The organism is Halomonas sp. LS-001, from assembly GCF_052983955.1.
Map to the genome: position 1 here is coordinate 3,183,982 of NZ_CM129816.1, position 20,329 is coordinate 3,204,310.

The 20,329-nt window shown below is 56.7% G+C and carries 2 protein-coding genes; both read right to left on the reverse strand.

Features of this window, described 5'->3' with window-relative positions; all coding sequences use genetic code 11:
• Nucleotides 1–270 precede the first annotated feature (270 nt).
• A complete protein-coding gene (locus ACU6TU_RS14210; protein WP_447142046.1) occupies nucleotides 271–1,062 on the reverse strand; it encodes an OmpA family protein in 792 nt (263 codons plus the stop codon).
• A gap of 72 nt (nucleotides 1,063–1,134) precedes the next feature.
• The gene (locus ACU6TU_RS14215) at nucleotides 1,135–20,067 is read right to left on the reverse strand and encodes an ESPR-type extended signal peptide-containing protein (protein ID WP_447142047.1); all 18,933 of its coding nucleotides are present in this window, start codon (nucleotides 20,065–20,067) and stop codon (nucleotides 1,135–1,137) included.
• Nucleotides 20,068–20,329: the final 262 nt, after the last annotated feature.

The window sequence follows — 20,329 nt, forward strand, 5'->3', positions numbered from 1 at the left end:
CTATTGCCCTTTAAAAAAAGCTTTACCTCTCATAAAAACATAACTGTTAAATAAAAAGGCCAAAAATTAACATTTATCCTAGTCATCGTTGTTTAACGATATTTCAAGGCAGCGAGATTGTTACAGCTCGAGTTATATTTGTTTACATTATAGAACGCTGTTTTTTATCTCATGGGAGCAGAGTGGAGAATTAAACCCAAACCGCCCGCTTACCTGAGGCAAGCGGGCGGTTTGGGTCTTGAAGGGTGGTAGGCGTTGTAGCGGAGATGGCTAACGGCGCTGGCCGGTCACCTCGATTTCAACCCGGCGATTGGGCTTCAGGCATTCTTTTACCGCAGGCGTCGCAGCACCTTCACACTGGACAACAGGGTTAGCGGCACCGCGGCCTGCGGTGGCGATGCGGTTGGATAGCAGACCATGGCTGATGAGTTGCTGTTTAACCGCCATCGCCCGCTGGTAAGAGAGATCAATGTTGTATTGCTCTGCCCCAAAGCGGTCGGTGTAACCGAAAATGTTCATGGCGGGGTTGGTGAACTGCTGCTGCATCTGGCTGGCCAAGCGGTCAATGGCCCGCTGGCCTTCCAGGGTGAGTTCTGCACTGTCAAAGTCAAACAGCACATCGCCGGAGAGCGTGAGGGTTTGCAGGTTATCTTCTTCCACGACGGCGATGGGTACCAGCAATGCGGGGCATTCGGGGTTGCGCCAGTGGGTGCTGTCTACCCGGTTATCACCATCAAACTTGAGCTTGTACTGGCAGGTGAGGTAGGCGTTGCCTTCGCCGGTGTAGAAGTTGAAGGCGTAATCCCACTCGCGGACGTTAAAAATGCCTTCGCTGAAGTGCGGGTGATTGAGCAGGCGGCGCACCTGGTCCTTGTGCTGCCCCTGGGCGATGCGCAGTACGCTGTCCGGGTCGATGAAATCACCGGTTTCCAGATAGGTGCTGTCGAGATCGGGAAAGCGGATATCTTCCTCGTTGGTAGATGTGTTGGAAGGCGCTGATGAGGCGCAGCCCGCCAGCGCGGTGACAAGGCCCAGTGCCAGTAATGTGCGTAGATGTGTCATGGTCGTTCCCTGTTTTGTGCCTGCTGCCGGGCGTGAATGCCCGGCAGCCTGGGTTAATTAACCGCCTGATGGTTAGTCGATGACACCCGAGATACCGACGCCAATGGTGGCCCCTGCGCGTGAACCGGCAACACCGGCGTTCAAGCTCCAGCGGCCGTTATCAGCGGTACGGCGGAAGTTGACACCTACGGCACTTTCACCGTTGTGATGGCCACCGCCCACGTGGTAGGTCAGCTTGCCTGGCACGTAGGGCGCGTTGCCCATGGCCGCAACCGAGGCGATACCCGCACTGGCGTCACGCGCTACATCGTCGATACGGTTATGCACATCGCCAATTTCCTGGGCAAAGCGCTGACCAAGGGCGTTCATCTGGCCAACGTTGACGGCATCCCCAGGGTTCTCGCCAGGCGCAACGTTGGTGACTCGAGTTCCATTGGCATCAAACCCATTCTGAGTCATGCTCGGGCCATCCTGAATGCGGACGCCTTCATTGCTTACGGTAGTATTGCCTGCGGTGACGCTATCCACATCAAGCTCGCGGTTGAGCATCACCTGCACACCATCACCCGTCGTTTGAGTGGTGATGTTTTCGTCACCAGTGATGGCCACGGTATCGCCCAACTGGCGGTTAACCGGTTCACCCTGGTCCGCACCAAAGTTCAGACCTTGATCCACGGTATCGCTCACCTCTGCGATGTTATCGCGGTTGGTGCCGATATCTTTGGTGTTGCCGTCAATCCGCGTGCGGTTATCGGCAATATCACCGGTGTTGTCGGCAATCTGGCTGGTGTTGCCTGCAATGTTGGTGGTGTTGCCTGCGATGTTAGTGGTGTTATCCGCTACGTCCTGATTCGTATCGTTTAGCTGTCCACCGTTAACGGCATCCGAGCTACCCGGCGCGACATCGCCAGGCGCGACGTTGCTTATCTGAGTGCCGCCATCGCCTTCCAGCGTCACACTGCCTTTATCGACATTACCCTCCGCATCCGTATCGTAGGTGACAGCAGCATCGCCTGTTGACGGCAAGTCACCGACCACGGTTTCGCTGATATCACCCAGGTCACCTTCTACCTTGGTGAGGCGGCCATCCAGTGCTTCCATGTACTGGGTAGCGGCATACAGCTGGCTGCCGTTGATGGCATCGGTGCTTGTCTCACTAATACGGCCTGCGGCTACATTGCTGATGGTGCGTTCCGCCCCGGCGCTACCCACGCTAACCGTCGATACCACCCCGTTTCCAGCGCCTGCGAACTGGTAGGTTTCCTCACCAATGGTGATGGATGGGGTGCGCTCAACTTCTTCATCTGCCGCCAGGGTGCTGGCATTGGCGCCGAGGGCGACGCTGCCCTGATGTCGTGCCATGGCTCTGTAGCCAAGCGCCAGGGCTTTGTCACCATCGGCCTGTGCTTCATAGCCAACCGCCGTGGAGCCCTCACCGATGGCAAAGGCATCACTGAGCTCTTCCTCTCCATCACTGGTGCGCACGTAGCGAATACCGAGGCCACCGGCTTCATTGTTGACATCCCCCGCCAGCTGATGGAGCTGGCCGCCGTTGATGGCGTCTGTGCTGCCTTCGGAGATATCCCCTGCGCCGACACCGCTTAAGATGGTATTGCCGTTTTCATCGACGTTACCGGCATTCATACTGACGCTGCCAACCTCCAGCTGGGTGAAGCTGACTTCGTCGGCAGTGGCCACGGTGTAAATAGTCTGACCTTCCTCACCAACACTGTCGGTTACGGTCATATTGCTACCCGCTTCCACCTCGGTTTTGGCAGCGGCGACGTTTTCATCAATCACACTGGTCACATTCTGCAAGTCACCGGCGTTGATGGCGTTTCCTAGCGCATCTCCCTCCACTTCATCAATCGGCGTACCGTTCAGGCCACTCCCCAGGTTGTTGATCGATTTATCGCCCATGTCGATGCCAGCGTTATTAATCGTAGGGCCATCGGTAATGGCAACTTCTTCAAGACCGCTCAACTTGCTGGCCAGAGTGATTTCGATCACGCCGTCATCATCCGCGCCGCTCTGGGCCACGCTGATGTTGGCATCACCTTGAAAGTCAACGTTGCCGTCAGGGCTGACATTAACCTCATCTTCCCCAGAGCCTGACAGGTTCCAGCCAGCATTGGCGGCGGTGTTGACCTGCTGAAGCTGCTCTTCCGTGGCGGCGCGGCCTTCAGTGGCGAACGTCGGGTCTGTAAGGTCCGTGTTGGCAAGCCCAGTGATGGTGCCTGTGCTGCCGCTGATGGTGATTGGATTATCGCCATTAGCCACAAACTCCGGTGCTGTTACCGTGCCTGCGAAGGTCGGCGCATCGGCGAAGTCCAGTACGATATTGCCATCGTCATCCTTCTCACCCACCGTCAGGTTGGAGTCATCGCTCGTAAGGTTCTGCAGCGACGTGTCGGCCTTGATCAGGCTGTCCTTGGTGGCCTGGTTCAGCGCCACTTCGTAGTCGGTGACGTTGTTGGCATCCGGTGCGGCGGCGGTGACATCCACCCCGTCTCCGGCGCTAACACTCGCCCCGTCGGCGTTGATGTCGTAGATATCCTGGCCATCTGCGCCGGTGGTTTTATCCACGCTGGCGATATTGGTGCCGCCGGTGACTTCGGTCTTTGAGGCTGCGCTTGCAACCTGTAGCTGCTCTTCGGTGGCTGCGCGGCCTGCTTTACCAAAGTCATCATCATCCAGCGTGGTGTTATTCAGCCCACTGATGGTTCCTGATGCGGCATCAGTCAGCACGGGCCCAACGGTTAAGCTTTCGCTAACAGTGACGTTATCCGCCAGACGGTAGTCGAGGGTGGTATCACCCGCGTCATTGCGGCTGTGAGAAATCGCCAGGTTGTTATCACCGCTGATAAAGTCGACATTGCCGCTCGGGCCAACGTTACTATTATTGATACCCGTTTCCTGGCTGGTGAATACATTCCAGCCCGCATTGGCAGCAGTGTTGGCGGAGGCAATGGCCTCGTCAATCGTGTTTTTGCCAGTGCCGCCCACGTCGCTGGTGGTGATGTTGCCATCTCCATCCACCGTGGCATTACCGCCGATCACGGTGCTGATCGAACCAACCGAGCCAAACAACTGGCTGCCGTTGATGGCGTCTGTGCTGGTGCCGTTTACAGCGCCTGCAGCGACGTTGGTGATCTTATCGCCGCCTACGTCCAGGCCATTAGCTGTGCTGGTGAGAACGGTGTTATTGGTGGCATCGCCAAGTGTTACCTGAGTGAACTCGACTTCGTCTTCGGTGGCAATACCGATGACTTTGTTGTTCTCGCGGGTGATGGCGATGTTCTTATCATCAATAAACTGAACGGTCTCGCCCGGGGCGACATTATCTGCCGCGATACCATTGACCTGGACATCCCAGCCGCTACCCGCGACATCGCTGACACTCTTCAACTGCTCCTGCGTTGCCGCCTGTCCACCCGTGTACGTGCTATTCGGGTCGAAGGTGGTGTTGGTCAGGCCGTCGATGGTGCCGTTGTCGCCGTCAATTTTGACTGGGCTGGTTGTGCCCACATTGATAACGTCGGCGAGGCCCAGCTGGACACCGTCTGTTGTGGTGGTTGAAGTGACGTTGGCATCCCCGTTGACATTCAGGGTGCTGCCTAGCGCGTAGTTGTTCGACGTTGCCCCGTCGCCAAAGTTGATGCCCTTGCCGATCTCGTCGGCGTTATCAGCAACGTTTTCATTGGTGGCGAACAGCTGACTGCCGTTGACCGCGTCCGTTGAAGTCGCGTTCAGGTCACCTGCACCCACGTTGGTGATCGTGTCGCCGCCTACGTCCAGGCCATTAGCTGTACTGGTGATAGCAGTGCTGTTAGCAGGATCAGTGGCGTCAACAATGGTTACCTTGTTGAACTCAACCTGGTCCTGGGTGGCGACCGTTATCTTGTTACCGGCACGATCAATCGCGATATTCTTGCCTTCCTCGAAGATCGCTGTATCGCCAGGGCCGATGTTTTTGACATCAACATCGTCGTTGGCCTGAAGGTTCCAGCCGCTACCCGCGACATCGCTGACACTCTTCAGCTGCTCCTGCGTTGCCGCTTGCCCACCCGTGTAAGTGCTATTCGGGTCGAAGGTGGTGTTGGTCAGGCCGTCGATGGTGCCGTTGTCGCCGTCAATTGTGACAGGGCTGGTCGTGCCAACATTGATAACGTCGGCGAGGCCCAGCTGGACACCGTCTGTTGTGGTCGTTGAAGTGACGTTGGCATCCCCGTTGACATTCAGGGTGCTGCCTAGCGCGTAGTTGTTCGACGTTGCCCCATCACCAAAGTTGATGCCCTTGCCGATCTCGGTGGCGTTAGTGGCAATATTGGTGGCGTTATCCGCAACGTTTTCATTGGTGGCGAACAGCTGGCTGCCGTTGACCGCGTCCGTTGAGGTCGCGTTCAGGTCACCTGCACCCACGTTGGTAATTGTGTCGCCGCCTACGTCCAGGCCATCAGCCGTGCTGGTGAGAACGGTGTTATTGGTGGCATCGCCAAGTGTTACCTGAGTGAACTCAACCTGGTCCTGGGTGGCGACCGTTATCTTGTTACCAGAACGATCAATCGCGATATTCTTGCCTTCCTCGAAGATCGCTGTGTCGCCAGGGCCGATGTTTTTGACATCAACATCGTCGTTGGCCTGAAGGTTCCAGCCGCTACCCGCGACATCGCTGACACTCTTCAACTGCTCTTGCGTTGCCGCCTGTCCACCCGTGTACGTGCTATTCGGGTCGAAGGTGGTGTTGGTCAGGCCGTCGATGGTGCCGTTGTCGCCGTCAATTTTGACTGGGCTGGTTGTGCCCACATTGATAACGTCGGCGAGGCCCAGCTGGACACCGTCTGTTGTGGTGGTTGAAGTGACGTTGGCATCCCCGTTGACATTCAGGGTGCTGCCTAGCGCGTAGTTGTTCGACGTTGCCCCGTCGCCAAAGTTGATGCCCTTGCCGATCTCGGTGGCGTTAGTGGCGATATTGGTGGCGTTATCAGCAACGTTTTCATTGGTGGCGAAAAGCTGACTGCCGTTGACCGCGTCCGTTGAAGTCGCGTTCAGGTCACCTGCACCCACGTTGGTGATCGTGTCGCCGCCTACGTCCAGGCCATTAGCTGTACTGGTGATAGCAGTGCTGTTAGCAGGATCAGTGGCGTCAACAATGGTTACCTTGTTGAACTCAACCTGGTCCTGGGTGGCGACCGTTATCTTGTTACCGGCACGATCAATCGCGATATTCTTGCCTTCCTCGAAGATCGCTGTATCGCCAGGGCCGATGTTTTTGACATCAACATCGTCGTTGGCCTGAAGGTTCCAGCCGCTACCCGCGACATCGCTGACACTCTTCAGCTGCTCCTGCGTTGCCGCTTGCCCACCCGTGTAAGTGCTATTCGGGTCGAAGGTGGTGTTGGTCAGGCCGTCGATGGTGCCGTTGTCGCCGTCAATTGTGACAGGGCTGGTCGTGCCAACATTGATAACGTCGGCGAGGCCCAGCTGGACACCGTCTGTTGTGGTCGTTGAAGTGACGTTGGCATCCCCGTTGACATTCAGGGTGCTGCCTAGCGCGTAGTTGTTCGACGTTGCCCCATCACCAAAGTTGATGCCCTTGCCGATCTCGGTGGCGTTAGTGGCAATATTGGTGGCGTTATCCGCAACGTTTTCATTGGTGGCGAACAGCTGGCTGCCGTTGACCGCGTCCGTTGAGGTCGCCGTCAGGTCACCTGCACCCACGTTGGTGATTGTGTCGCCGCCTACGTCCAGGCCATCAGCCGTGCTGGTGAGAACGGTGTTATTGGTGGCATCGCCAAGTGTTACCTGAGTGAACTCAACCTGGTCCTGGGTGGCGACCGTTATCTTGTTACCAGAACGATCAATCGCGATATTCTTGCCTTCCTCGAAGATCGCTGTATCGCCAGGGCCGATGTTTTTGACATCAACATCGTCATTGGCCTGAAGGTTCCAGCCGCTACCCGCGACATCGCTGACACTCTTCAGCTGCTCCTGCGTTGCCGCTTGCCCACCCGTGTACGTGCTATTCGGGTCGAAGGTGGTGTTGGTCAGCCCGTCGATGGTGCCGTTGTCGCCGTCAATTTTGACAGGACTGGTTGTGCCCACATTGATAACGTCGGCGAGGCCCAGCTGAACACCGTCTGTTGTGGTCGTTGAGGTGACGTTGGCATCCCCGTTGACATTCAGGGTGCTGCCTAGCGCGTAGTTGTTCGACGTTGCCCCGTCGCCAAAGTTGATGCCCTTGCCGATCTCGTCGGCGTTATCCGCAACGTTTTCATTGGTGGCGAACAGCTGGCTGCCGTTGACCGCGTCCGTTGAGGTCGCCGTCAGGTCACCTGCACCCACGTTGGTGATTGTGTCGCCGCCTACGTCCAGGCCATCAGCCGTGCTGGTGAGAACGGTGTTATTGGTGGCATCGCCAAGTGTTACCTGAGTGAACTCAACCTGGTCCTGGGTGGCGACCGTTATCTTGTTACCGGCACGATCAATCGCGATATTCTTGCCTTCCTCGAAGATCGCTGTGTCGCCAGGGCCGATGTTTTTGACATCAACATCGTCGTTGGCCTGAAGGTTCCAGCCGCTACCCGCGACATCGCTGACACTCTTCAGCTGCTCCTGCGTTGCCGCTTGCCCACCCGTGTAAGTGCTATTCGGGTCGAAGGTGGTGTTGGTCAGGCCGTCGATGGTGCCGTTGTCGCCGTCAATTGTGACAGGGCTGGTCGTGCCAACATTGATAACGTCGGCGAGGCCAAAGTCGATTTCGTTGTCAGCCACGGTGGTGACGATGTTGCCATCAGTACTGGTGTAGTTGACAGTCTCACCCAGTTTGACGGTGTCGTCGGTTGGGCCACCCAGGTTCTGGTTATCGGCGGTGATCTTGAAGCCGGTGTCCACCACGCTGAACAACTGACTGCCGTTGACGGCATCGGTGCTGGACGCATTCACATCGCCATCGCCCAGATTGGTGATCTTGTCACCGCCCATATCGATGCCGGTATTGTTGATGGTCGGGCCGCCGGTAATCGCAACTTCTTCCAGATCACTGAGCTTGCTGGCCAGTTTGATTTCCAGCGTATCCGTGCCGTCGGCTTCCACACCGATATTGCCGGTGGTCAGGGTGCCGGTGGCGCCGCCGGTGATATTCAGCGTCTCGCCTAGCTTGCGGTCAACGTTCAGAGGTCCAGCATTATCACCCGCAAAGGTGAGCGGGTTGTTGGCCTGGGCATTGACGATAGCCAGCTGCTCTTCTGTCGCGGCGCGCGTTGATATGCCAAACGTCGGGTCGCTAAGATCCGTATTGGTCAGCCCGGTGATGGTGCCATTGCCGCTGCTGTTGACGAGCACATCGCCAAACTGCGGCTGGTCCGTCATGACGATTTCAAGCGTCTCTGTGCCATTGCCATTCGCGACGGTGCTGATGTTGGTGTTGCCGCTGGCATCCGCGCCACCGACTACATCCAGCTTCTGGCCCAGATCCCGGTGGACGTCAGTCCCGCTGTCGGCACCAAAGTCCATGCCCAGCGCGGTCAGGTCGGTTTCTACCTGATCAAGCTGGCTGCCGTTCACCGCATCGGTGCTGCCGGGGGCAATATCGCCCGCCGCCAGGCCGGTGATCTTGTCACCGTCCATGTCGATGCCGGTGTTGTTGATGGTCGGGCCGCCGGTAATCGCAACTTCTTCCAGATCACTGAGCTTGCTGGCCAGTTTGATTTCCAGCGTATCCGTGCCGTCGGCTTCCACACCGATATTGCCGGTGGTCAGGGTGCCGGTGGCGCCGCCGGTGATATTCAGCGTCTCGCCTAGCTTGCGGTCAACGTTCAGAGGTCCAGCATTATCACCCGCAAAGGTGAGCGGGTTGTTGGCCTGGGCATTGACGATCGCCAGCTGCTCTTCTGTCGCGGCGCGCGTTGATATGCCAAACGTCGGGTCGCTAAGATCCGTGTTGGTCAGCCCGGTGATGGTGCCATTGCCGCTGCTGTTGACGAGCACATTGCCAAACTGCGGCTGGTCGGTCATGACGATTTCAAGCGTATCAGCGCCATTCGCAACGGTGCTGATATTGGTGTTGCCGCTGGCATCCGCGCCACCGACTACATCCAGCTTCTGGCCCAGATCCCGGTGGACGTCAGTGCCGCTGTCGGCGCCAAAGTCCATGCCCAGCAGGGTCAGGTTGGTTTCTAACTGGCCAAGCTGAGTCACATTGACGGCATCCGTACCGGCAACACCGGCGTCCACCCCGGTGATTTGCTGGCCACCGGCATCAATACCGCCTGTGGCGGTGATGCTCGGGCCGCCGGTGATGGTCAGACCGTCGTTATTGACCGTGGTATCACCCATCTTGACGCTGCCATTGGTGCCCAGGTCAACGTTTTCGGCCAGTTTGATGGCCAGCGTATCGGTGCCGTTGGCTTCTACACCGATATTGCCAGTGGTCAGGGTGCCGGTGGCGCCGCCAGTGATATTCAGCGTTTGGCCCAGCTTGCGGTCGACATCATTGGGCACGCCTGCGTTGTCGCCAGCAAAGGTCATTGGCGTGGTAGCTTGTTGATTGACTGCCTTCAGTTGCGCAACGTTGACGGCGTCGCTATCGTCCGTGCCTGCGGCGACACCGGTTACCTGACGATATAAGCCAATGTCTTCATCGCCAACGGCAACGGCGCCAAACGTTGATTTGGTGGCCGTAATGCCCGGATCGTTGTCATCGGCGGCGTCTGTCAGCGGGTTATAACCAGAACGACCAGCCCCTGTATTGGCTTTTGAAGCGGTGCCAATGGCAACGCCGCCAACCTCACTAACATCAGCAAAGTTACCCAGCACAAAGGCATCATCAACACTGATATTGTTGCCAGTACCAATCACTGATGAGTATTCTCCACTCACTTCGTTATCGGTACCAACTACATTTGAGCCCTCACCAGAGACCACATTTCGAACACCGAAAACCCTGGCACCATTACCAGACACTTCATTGTTAAAGCCAAAAGCTTGTGCTAGGCGGCCATCAACTACGTTCTCTATACCAAATGCCGTTGAGAGTTCGTTATTAATTTCGTTTTCGAAACCAAAAGCAGAAGAGAAGCGACCTGCGACCGCGTTCTTTTGGCCAATAACCGTCGTATTCTGTGCCTGCAACTTATTTTCACGACCAATCGCAATAGCGGTAAAAGAATCCTCAGGCGTACCCGCACCCAGGACATTATTACCACCGATGGCTATCTGGAAATTGCTATTTGTGTTGTTGTTAACACCCAGGGCGATTGAGTTAGTTCCTTCAGCCGTGTTTCGGGTACCTACGGCTGTGGCATTGATTGCTGACGCCGTGTTTCGGGACCCCATCGCCGTGGCGTTGTCTGCTGAGGCATCATTACTGTCGCCTACGGCAGTCGCTCTTACCGCCGACGCTGTTGCGTTGGTGCCCGCAGCGAGTGCAAAGGGCTGGCTCGCTCCGTCATTGTTGAAGTTACCTCTTTGCGTTCCGCCATCATCGACACTGTAATAACGCGCACGATTTTCATCGAAATAATCAAGATTAATGGCATCACCACCATTCTGTGGCGCACCGACGTTGGTGATGGTATCGCCATTCATGTTGATACCATCGTTGTTCAGCGTCGGGCCATCAGTGACATTGACGGTATCGACATTAATGCTGCTGGCCAGATCGTAGACGATTTCGTTGTTGCGCACCGTGGCGACCAGATTGGTATCGTCGTTGGTGTAGTTGACGGTTTCGCCCAGCTTGACGGTGTCGTCTGTGCCGTTATCAGCGGAGAGGTTGAAGCCGGTGTCCACCACGCTGAACAGCTGGCTGCCGTTGATGGCATCGGTGCTGGTATTGGTGATGCGGCCTGCGGCGACGTTGGTGATCTGGCGCTCTGCACCGGCACTGCCTACGCTCACCACGCTGGTGGGGTTGGTACCCGCAAAGCCGCCATAGGTGGTGGTGCCAACCGTGGCGCTGGCAACCGGGTTAGCCGTGGCGGTTTGTGAGCCGCTACCCAGGGCTACATCGCCTTCGCTGGCACCTGCCTGGGCACCGCTACCCAAGGCAACCGCATAGCTGTTGTTGGCTTTAGCGCCTCCTGTGCCTGGTGCCCCATAGCCACCAATGGCAATGGCGCCCGTGCCGTTGGCATTAGCAGCATCTGTTGCGGTGCCGCCGCCCAAGGCAATAGCCCCTTGACCAGAAGCGCCTGTACCGCGGCCAAGGGCAGTGGTGTAGCGGGTGCCCGCAGTGGAATCCGCGCCCAGTGCCAAGCTGTTTTCGCCGATGGCATTTGAGGTTTCCCCCAGAGCGAAGCTGTTCGCGCCCTGGGCGTTGGCCGCATAACCAATCGCTGCTGACCCTGTGCCAGATGCAACGGCAGAGGTACCAATGGCGGTAGCATTTTCTTCGGTGGCACTCGCGGCGATACCCGCTGCCATGGCATTGTCACCGGTGGCACCGTCGTTATTAAAGTTGGCTTGATTCGTGGGTACATCATTAACGCTATAGTAGCGAACACGATTATCATCGACATACTGTTTGTTCGCAGCATCCGTATTGTTGATCGGATCTCCCAGGTTGGTGATGGTATCCCCACCCATATCGATGCCGTTATCGTTCAGCGTCGGGCCGTTGGTGATATTGATACTGTCGAAGTTCACATCATCCGCCGTGGCGACCGTGATATCCGTGTCGTTACGAGTGATAGCGATATTCTTGCCATCCAGGAACTGGACCGTGTCACCGGGAGCCACACTGGTGGCCGCGTCGCCGTTGGTCTGTACATCCCAACCCGTATTGGCAATATCACTCACCTGCTTAAGCTGATCTTCACTGGCAGCCTGGCCGGAAGTGAAGTTATTAGGATCAAAGGTGGTATTGCTTAGACTGTTGATGGTGTCGCCATTCGCGGTGTTGATCGTCACATTACCGAACTGTGGGGAATCCACTGTGGCAATCTCAATACCACCCGCCCCGTCGTCACTGAGCGCAATGTTCTTGCCCGAGACGAAGTTGGCGTTGTTATCCCCCTGCGTCAGGGTTTTAACATCCACACCGTCAACCTGGGTGATCACTTCCTGCAGCGAAGTGTCGGCCAGTGTCAGGCTGTCTTTGGTGGCCTGGTTCAGCGCCACTTCGTAGTCGGTGACGTTGTTAGCATCCGTATCAGCGGTCGTGACAACCACACCGTCTCCGGCGCTAACACTCGCCCCATCGGCGTTGACTTCGTAGATATCCTGGCCATCAGCACCGGTGGTTTTATCCACGCTGGCGATATTGGTGCCGCCGGTGACTTCGGTCTTCGAGGCCGCCGCCGTGTCTTCCAGCTGATCAAGGTTAACTGCATCGGTACCCGCAACACCGGGCGCGACATTGGAAATAGTGGTGTTGCCTGCATCCATGCCCGCGGCATCAATGCTGACCGGGCCTGCGGTCAGGGTGTCGGTCTGCACGTCGGTAAAGGTGACGTTGTCCAGCGTGGCGACTTCGATTGAGCCGTTGTTATCGATCAGCTCGATATTCTGGCCCATCTTGAAGTTGGCCACATTATCGTTCTCATCGAGGGTCTTGACCTCGGTGCCGTCAATCTGGGTGATAACCGTCTGCAGCGATGTATCGGCCAGCGTCAGGCTGTCTTTGGTGGCCTGATTCAGCGCCACTTCGTAGTCGGTGACGTTGTTGGCATCCGGTGCGGCGGCGGTAACATCTACTCCATCTCCGGCACTGACACTCGCCCCGTTGGCGTTGACTTCGTAGATGTCCTGGCCATCTGCGCCGGTGGTTTTACCCACGCTGGCGATATTGGTGCCGCCGGTGACTTCGGTCTTTGAGGCCGCTGCCGTGTCTTCCAACTGATCCACGTTGACCGCATCAGTACCTGCGACACCGGGCGCGACATTGCTGATAGTGGTGTTACCGGCATCAATACCTGAGGCGTCGATGCTAACCGGCCCGGCCGTCAGGGTGTCGGTCTGCACATCGGTAAAGGTGACATTGTCCAGCGTGGCGACTTCAATGCCGCCCGCCCCGTCATCACTGAGCGCAATGTTCTTGCCTGAGACGAAGTTGGCGTTGTCATCCCCCTTCGTCAGGGTTTTAACATCCGTACCATCAACCTGGGTCACGACTTTCTGCAGCGAGGTATCGGCCAGCGTCAGGCTGTCCTTGGTGGCCTTATTCAGCGCCACTTCGTAGTCGGTGACGTTGTTGGCATCCGGACCAGCGGGCGTGACATCTACCCCGTCTCCGGCACTAACACTCGCCCCATCGGCGTTGATGTCGTAGATGTCCTGGCCATCTGCGCCGGTGGTTTTATCCACGCTGGCGATATTGGTGCCCCCGGTAACTTCGGTCTTCGACGCCGCCGCCGTGTCTTCCAGCTGGCTCAGGTTGACGGCGTCCTGCGGATTCACCCCATCGGCAACATTACTGATAGTGGTGTTGCCTGCATCCATGCCCGCCGCATCAATGCTGACCGGCCCTGCGGTCAGGGTGTCGGTCTGCACATCGGTGAAGGTGACGTTATCCAGCGTGGCGACTTCAATGCCGCCCGCCCCGTCGTCACTGAGCGCAATGTTCTTGCCTGAGACGAAGTTGGCGTTGTCATCCCCCTTCGTCAGGGTCTTAACATCCGTACCGTCAACCTGGGTCACGACTTTCTGCAGCGAGGTATCGGCCAGCGTCAGGCTGTCCTTGGTGGCCTTATTCAGCGCCACTTCGTAGTCGGTGACGTTGTTGACATCCGGACCGGCGGCGGAGACATCCACCCCGTCTCCGGCGCTAACACTCGCCCCATCGGCGTTGATTTCGTAGATATCCTGGCCATCGGCACCGGTGGTTTTATCCACGTTGGCGATATTGGTGCCGCCGGTGACTTCGGTCTTCGACGCCGCCGCCGTGTCTTCCAGCTGATCAACGTTGACCGCATCAGTACCCGCAACACCGGGCGCAACATTAGAGATGGTGGTGTTGCCTGCATCCATGCCCGCCGCATCAATGCTGACCGGCCCTGCGGTCAGGGTGTCGGTCTTCACATCAGTAAAGGTGACATTGTCCAGCGTGGCGACTTCGATTGAGCCGTTGTTATCGATCAGCTCGATATTCTGGCCCGTCTTGAAGTTGGCCACATTATCGTTCTCATCGAGGGTCTTAACCTCGATGCCGTCAATCTGGGTAACGACTTCCTGAAGCGACGTATCGGCTAGTGTCAGGCTGTCCTTCGTGGCCTTATTCAGCGCCACTTCGTAGTCGGTGACGTTGTTGGCATCCGGATCAGCGGTCGTGACAACCACACCGTCTCCGGCGCTAACACTCGCCCCATCGGCGTTGACTTCGTAGATATCCTGGCCATCGGCACCGGTGGTTTTATCCACGCTGGCGATATTGGTGCCGCCGGTGACTTCGGTCTTTGAGGCCGCTGCCGTGTCTTCCAACTGATCCACGTTGACCGCATCAGTACCTGCGACACCGGGCGCAACATTAGAGATGGTGGTGTTGCCTGCATCCATGCCCGCCGCATCAATGCTGACCGGCCCTGCGGTCAGGGTGTCGGTCTTCACATCAGTAAAGGTGACATTGTCCAGCGTGGCGACTTCGATTGAGCCGTTGTTATCGATCAGCTCGATATTCTGGCCCGTCTTGAAGTTGGCCACATTATCGTTCTCATCGAGGGTCTTAACCTCGATGCCGTCAATCTGGGTAACGACTTCCTGAAGCGACGTATCGGCTAGTGTCAGGCTGTCCTTCGTGGCCTTATTCAGCGCCACTTCGTAGTCGGTGACGTTGTTAGCATCCGGATCAGCGGTCGTGACAACCACACCGTCTCCGGCGCTAACACTCGCCCCATCGGCGTTGACTTCGTAGATATCCTGGCCATCGGCACCGGTGGTTTTATCCACGTTGGCGATATTGGTGCCGCCGGTGACTTCGGTCTTCGACGCCGCCGCCGTGTCTTCCAGCTGATCAACGTTGACCGCATCAGTACCCGCAACACCGGGCGCAACATTAGAGATGGTGGTGTTGCCTGCATCCATGCCCGCCGCGTCAATGCTGACCGGGCCTGCCGTCAGGGTGTCGGTCTGCACATCGGTGAAGGTGACGTTGTCCAGCGTGGCGACTTCAATGCCGCCCGCCCCGTCGTCACTGAGCGCAATGTTCTTGCCTGAGACGAAGTTGGCGTTGTCATCCCCCTTCGTCAGGGTTTTAACATCCGTACCGTCAACCTGGGTCACGACTTTCTGCAGCGAGGTATCGGCCAGCGTCAGGCTGTCTTTGGTGGCCTGGTTCAGCGCCACTTCGTAATCGGTGACGTTGCCGCCGAGATCCGTATTCATCACGGTAACGCCGTCGCCAGCGGTAACCGTAGTGTCATTGGCATTAACGGTATAGACGGCCTGACCGTCCGCCCCCGCTGCCTGATCCACCGTGGTGTTGGTGCCTGCTACCACTTCGGTCTTCGAGGCCGCCGCCGTGTCTTCCAGTTGATCAACGTTGACCGCATCAGTACCCGCAACACCGGGCGCAACATTACTGATGGTGGTGTTACCGGCATCAATACCCGCCGCGTCAATGCTGACCGGGCCTGCTGTCAGAGTGTCGGTCTGCACATCGGTGAAGGTGACGTTGTCCAGCGTGGCGACTTCAATGCCGCCTGCCCCGTCGTCACTGAGCGCAATGTTCTTGCCTGAGACGAAGTTGGCGTTGTCATCCCCCTTCGTCAGGGTTTTAACATCCGTACCGTCAACTTGGGTCACGACTTTCTGCAGCGACGTGTCGGCCAGTGTCAGGCTGTCCTTGGTGGCCTGATTCAGCGCCACTTCGTAGTCGGTGATATTGCCGCCGAGATCCGTATCCATCACGGTAATGCCATCGCCAGCGGTAACCGTGGTGTCATTGGCATTAACGGTATAGACGTCCTGGCCGTCCGCCCCCGCTGCCTGATCTACCGTGGTGTTGGTTCCTGCTACCACTTCGGTCTTCGAGGCGGCGGCGGCAGTATCCAGCTGATCAACGTTGACCGCATCAGTTCCCGCGACACCGGGCGCGACATTGGAGATGGTGGTGTTACCAGCATCCATGCCCGCCGCGTCAATGCTGATTGGGCCTGCGGTCAGTGTGTCGGTTTGCACGTCGGTAAAGGTGACATTGTCCAGCGTGGCGACTTCAATGCCGCCCGCCCCGTCATCACTGAGCGCAATGTTCTTGCCTGAGACGAAGTTGGCGTTGTCATCCCCCTTCGTCAGGGTTTTAACATCCGTACCATCAACCTGGGTCACGACTTTCTGCAGCGAGGTATCGGCCAGCGTCAGGCTGTCCTTGGTGGCCTTATTCAGCGCCACTTCGTAGTCGGTGACGTTGTTGGCATCCGGACCAGCGGGCGTGACATCTACCCCGTCTCCGGCACTAACACTCGCCCCATCGGCGTTGACTTCGTAGATATCCTGGCCATCGGCACCGGTGGTTTTATCCACGCTGGCGATATTGGTGCCGCCGGTGACTTCGGTCTTTGACGCCGCCGCCGTGTCTTCCAGCTGATCAACGTTGACCGCATCAGTACCCGCAACACCGGGCGCGACATTGGAGATGGTAGTGTTACCGGCATCAATACCCGCCGCGTCAATGCTGACCGGCCCTGCGGTCAGGGTGTCGGTCTGCACATCGGTAAAGGTGACGTTGTCCAGCGTGGCGACCGTGATTTCCTTGTCGTTGCGGGTAATCTCGATGTTCTGGCCATCGAGGAATTCTACCGTGTCACCGGGCGCGACATTCGATGGCACATCACCATTGGCCTGAATATCCCAGCCGGTTGCCGCAAGGTCATTTACCTGCTTAAGCTGATCTTCCGTTGCCGCCTGGCCAGAGATGAAGTTATTCGGATCGAAGGTGAGATTACTCAGTTCATTGATGGTTGCCGCACCGCCGGTATTGACCGTGATATCACCAAACTGCGGTTGGTCGGTCATGACGATTTCGAGCGTATCCGTGCCATCTCCCTGGGTGGTGATATTGGTATTGCCGCTGGCATCGGCACCACCGACGATATTGACTTGCTCACCCAGTTTGCGATCAAAGTCCGTGCCCGCATCACCCGCAAAGGTCAGCGGATTATTACTCAGCGCTTTCAACTGGCTGACATTAACGGCATCACTGTCTTCGGTTCCGGCGGCAACACTGGTGATCTGACGGAACTCGTTATTGGCAGCATCGCCTACCGATACGGCTCCGAGGGTACTATTGGTGGCAGCAATATCAGGATCCAAGTCATCGGCGGCACCTGTAACAGGGTTATACCCAGAGACCCCTGCGGCTGTATTAGCAACCGAGTTTGCACCCAGAGCAAGAGAGTTGGCTGTTTGTGCATCAGAAAGCAACCCTAATGCTATAGCGCTCTCCCCACTTGCCTCGGCTAAGCTGCCAAGAGCAATCGAATCGTTGCTTATCGCGCGCGCATCATACCCCATCGCAATGGAACCACGCGCTTCAGCAACAGCGGGCGCATACGCAGCAGGGGAGATAGCAATAGAAACATTCCCAACGGCTTGCGCCCCACTACCGACCGCGGTGCCTGTGTTCACTTCGCCGGGGGCGGCTCCTGGCCCGCCTGCCACAGCGTCGAAACCAATTGCGGTTCCAGAGTTAGCTGTTGCCCCGCTACCTACGGCTGTATTCGCAAGGTTATCATCTATCTCGTAACCATTCGGGTTACTGACATTATCCAAAGCATCTTTACTAGCAAACGTAACACCAGCAAAGGCACCATCACCAACAGCCACTCCCGAATCTCCCGTAGCTGAAGCATTGGTACCTGCTGCCAGGGCATTGATACCGGTGGCGCCGTCATTTTCATAGTTACCCTGAACAGCCGGATCAGCGTTAACGCTGTAGTAGTGCGTTTCTGAGGCTTTTAGCTGAGCAACGTTGACGGCATCACTATCCTGAGTACCCGCTGCTACACCGGTAATCTGACGGAATACGCTGTTTCCAGCATCACCCACAGCAACAGCACCCGTGGTGCTTTCAGTCGCTGCTATTTCTGCATCCAGTCCATCAGCCGCACTGGTGGTTGGGTTGTAGCCTTGAATGCCGGCACCTGTAGCAGACACGGAATCGTTACCCAGGGCGACACCTTCAGCGACAGTAACATCCGCGCCATTACCCATCACAAAAGCATCAGACACGTCCACATTGTTGCCGTTACCGATGATGCGGCTGTTGGTGGCTGTTGCAGCCAGGATATTGCCGTTACCAAAGGTGCCAGCCTCGTCAGCCTCAATGGTGTTGTCATTACCTAGCGCGTAAGAGCCTGTGCCGGTGATTGTATTCGGGTCACCGAATGCGCCTGAGTTATCGCCGCTGACGTCATTTTTATAGCCGATGCTGATGCTCTGTTCGCCAGAGGCTATCGCGCCGGTACCCATGGCAACAGAGTCAACTCCTGATGCGTCGGCATTAATACCCATGGCAACCGCATTTTCTTTAGTGGCTTTGGCATTAAGCCCCAATGCAACCGAGTAATCACCCTCGGCTTTTGTCAGGGTACCCATGGCAACAGAGTCATTGCCTTGCGCTTTCGCATCGAAACCTTGTGCAATAGAACCGCGACCTGAAGCAATTGCGGGTGCATTGGCACCCGACGATAGCGCTATCGAGAAGTTGCCCAGCGCCTGCGCACCGGCACCCACCGCCGTACCAGTCGTTATGCCTCCAGCACCATCTGGTTCACCGGCAACCGTATCAAATCCTATAGCAGTACCACTTTCGGCAAGCGCCCCTGCACCCACTGCCGTAGTGGGGTAATCATCTCCATCTGCATAGCCATTGGGGTTGCTACCATTCAATAGCCTTCCTGCGTCAAACATCTCACCCTGAGCCTTGGCACTTTCGCCGATCGCGACGGCGCTATTACCCAAGGCCTGAGCCGAGGTACCAAACGCAATCGAGTCATCCCCCGAGGCCTTGGTATTATCATTAACCTCCTGAGCATTGGAGGAGTAACTACCAATCGCCAGCGCTCGTTCACCTTCGGCAAAGGCAGAGCTGCCAAAGGCCAGCGAGTATTCGCCGGTCGCGGTTGATGCAGGACCAAAGGCCATGCTGTATGTCGCTGCTGCGGCACTCTGGTAGCCGATGGCAGTGGAACGAAGCCCCGTTGCGTAAGCCGCCGGGCCAAACGCCAAAGCAGCGAAGTCACTAGCGACAGACTGACCACCAAAGGCCATGGAGTTGATGGCGCTGGCATTACTATTGGGACCAAGCGCTATCGCCCCATCAAACGCATTGGAGCCACCACCAATCGCCATGGCGGGGTTAGGCACGTCTTTAATCGTCGCTTCCAGAACCCCGTTAGTATCTTTGCGGATAAGCCCAAAGATGCCACTACCTCCCGCCGTTGCATCTCCACCAATCGCGATGCCGTTTTCCGCGATTGTTTCCGATTGAGCACCAATCGCTACCGATGAGGCTTCTGTTGCTTTACTACCAAAGCCCAAGGCGGTGCTCGCTTCACCAATCGCACGACTTTCCAGACCAATCGCTGTTGCCCATTGAACAGCTCGAGCATTAAAACCGAATGCAGCCCCGCCTCTACCGGTAACTTCGCTGAACGTTCCGTAAACAGTAGCACCCGTCTGGTTGTTACCATTGGCATTACAACCCGCCACGGTTGAGTAGGTACCGCTGCCATCTATTGGAAGCGAATCTGTATTAGGAGTCGCAATGTTACCAACCGTGCCACCTGCTCCTGCAGATGTACAACCATTAACATTGTTAGTAGGCGAAGCAAATGCTCTCGCTTCGACATCCGAAATACTCAGCGGTGAGAGCATTGCTGCACACGCCAATGCGACCCCCAACGTTACGGGACGCAAAAAAATGTTCGCGGATATCCGTTTTGACACTTCTGGCACCTGCCCTACCTGTGTACTGCCACTACCCGCTTTGTGCAGGGAGCGAGCAGCCTCTGATGCCACGACCATGCGACCCAAGGTACGGTTCCAGATCAGACGAAATACATTATTCATGGCAGTCACTCCCTTGCTTTAACAAAGCGGCCGCAGGATAGGCACCCACTACCGATAAACTGGTGATTTAGCCGTCAGGAAATCGCTGATTTTTATGCGTTCGGTTGCGTTTTCCCGCCGCTGAATTTTTCTTACTGTCATTCATGACACTTAAGCAAAACATCCACAATCGCATGAAACTATTGTTAATAATAAAACCCTAATTCACTGGGTTCTTATTTGTAATATATTATTAAAAACACATTGCTTTCATTTTGTTACG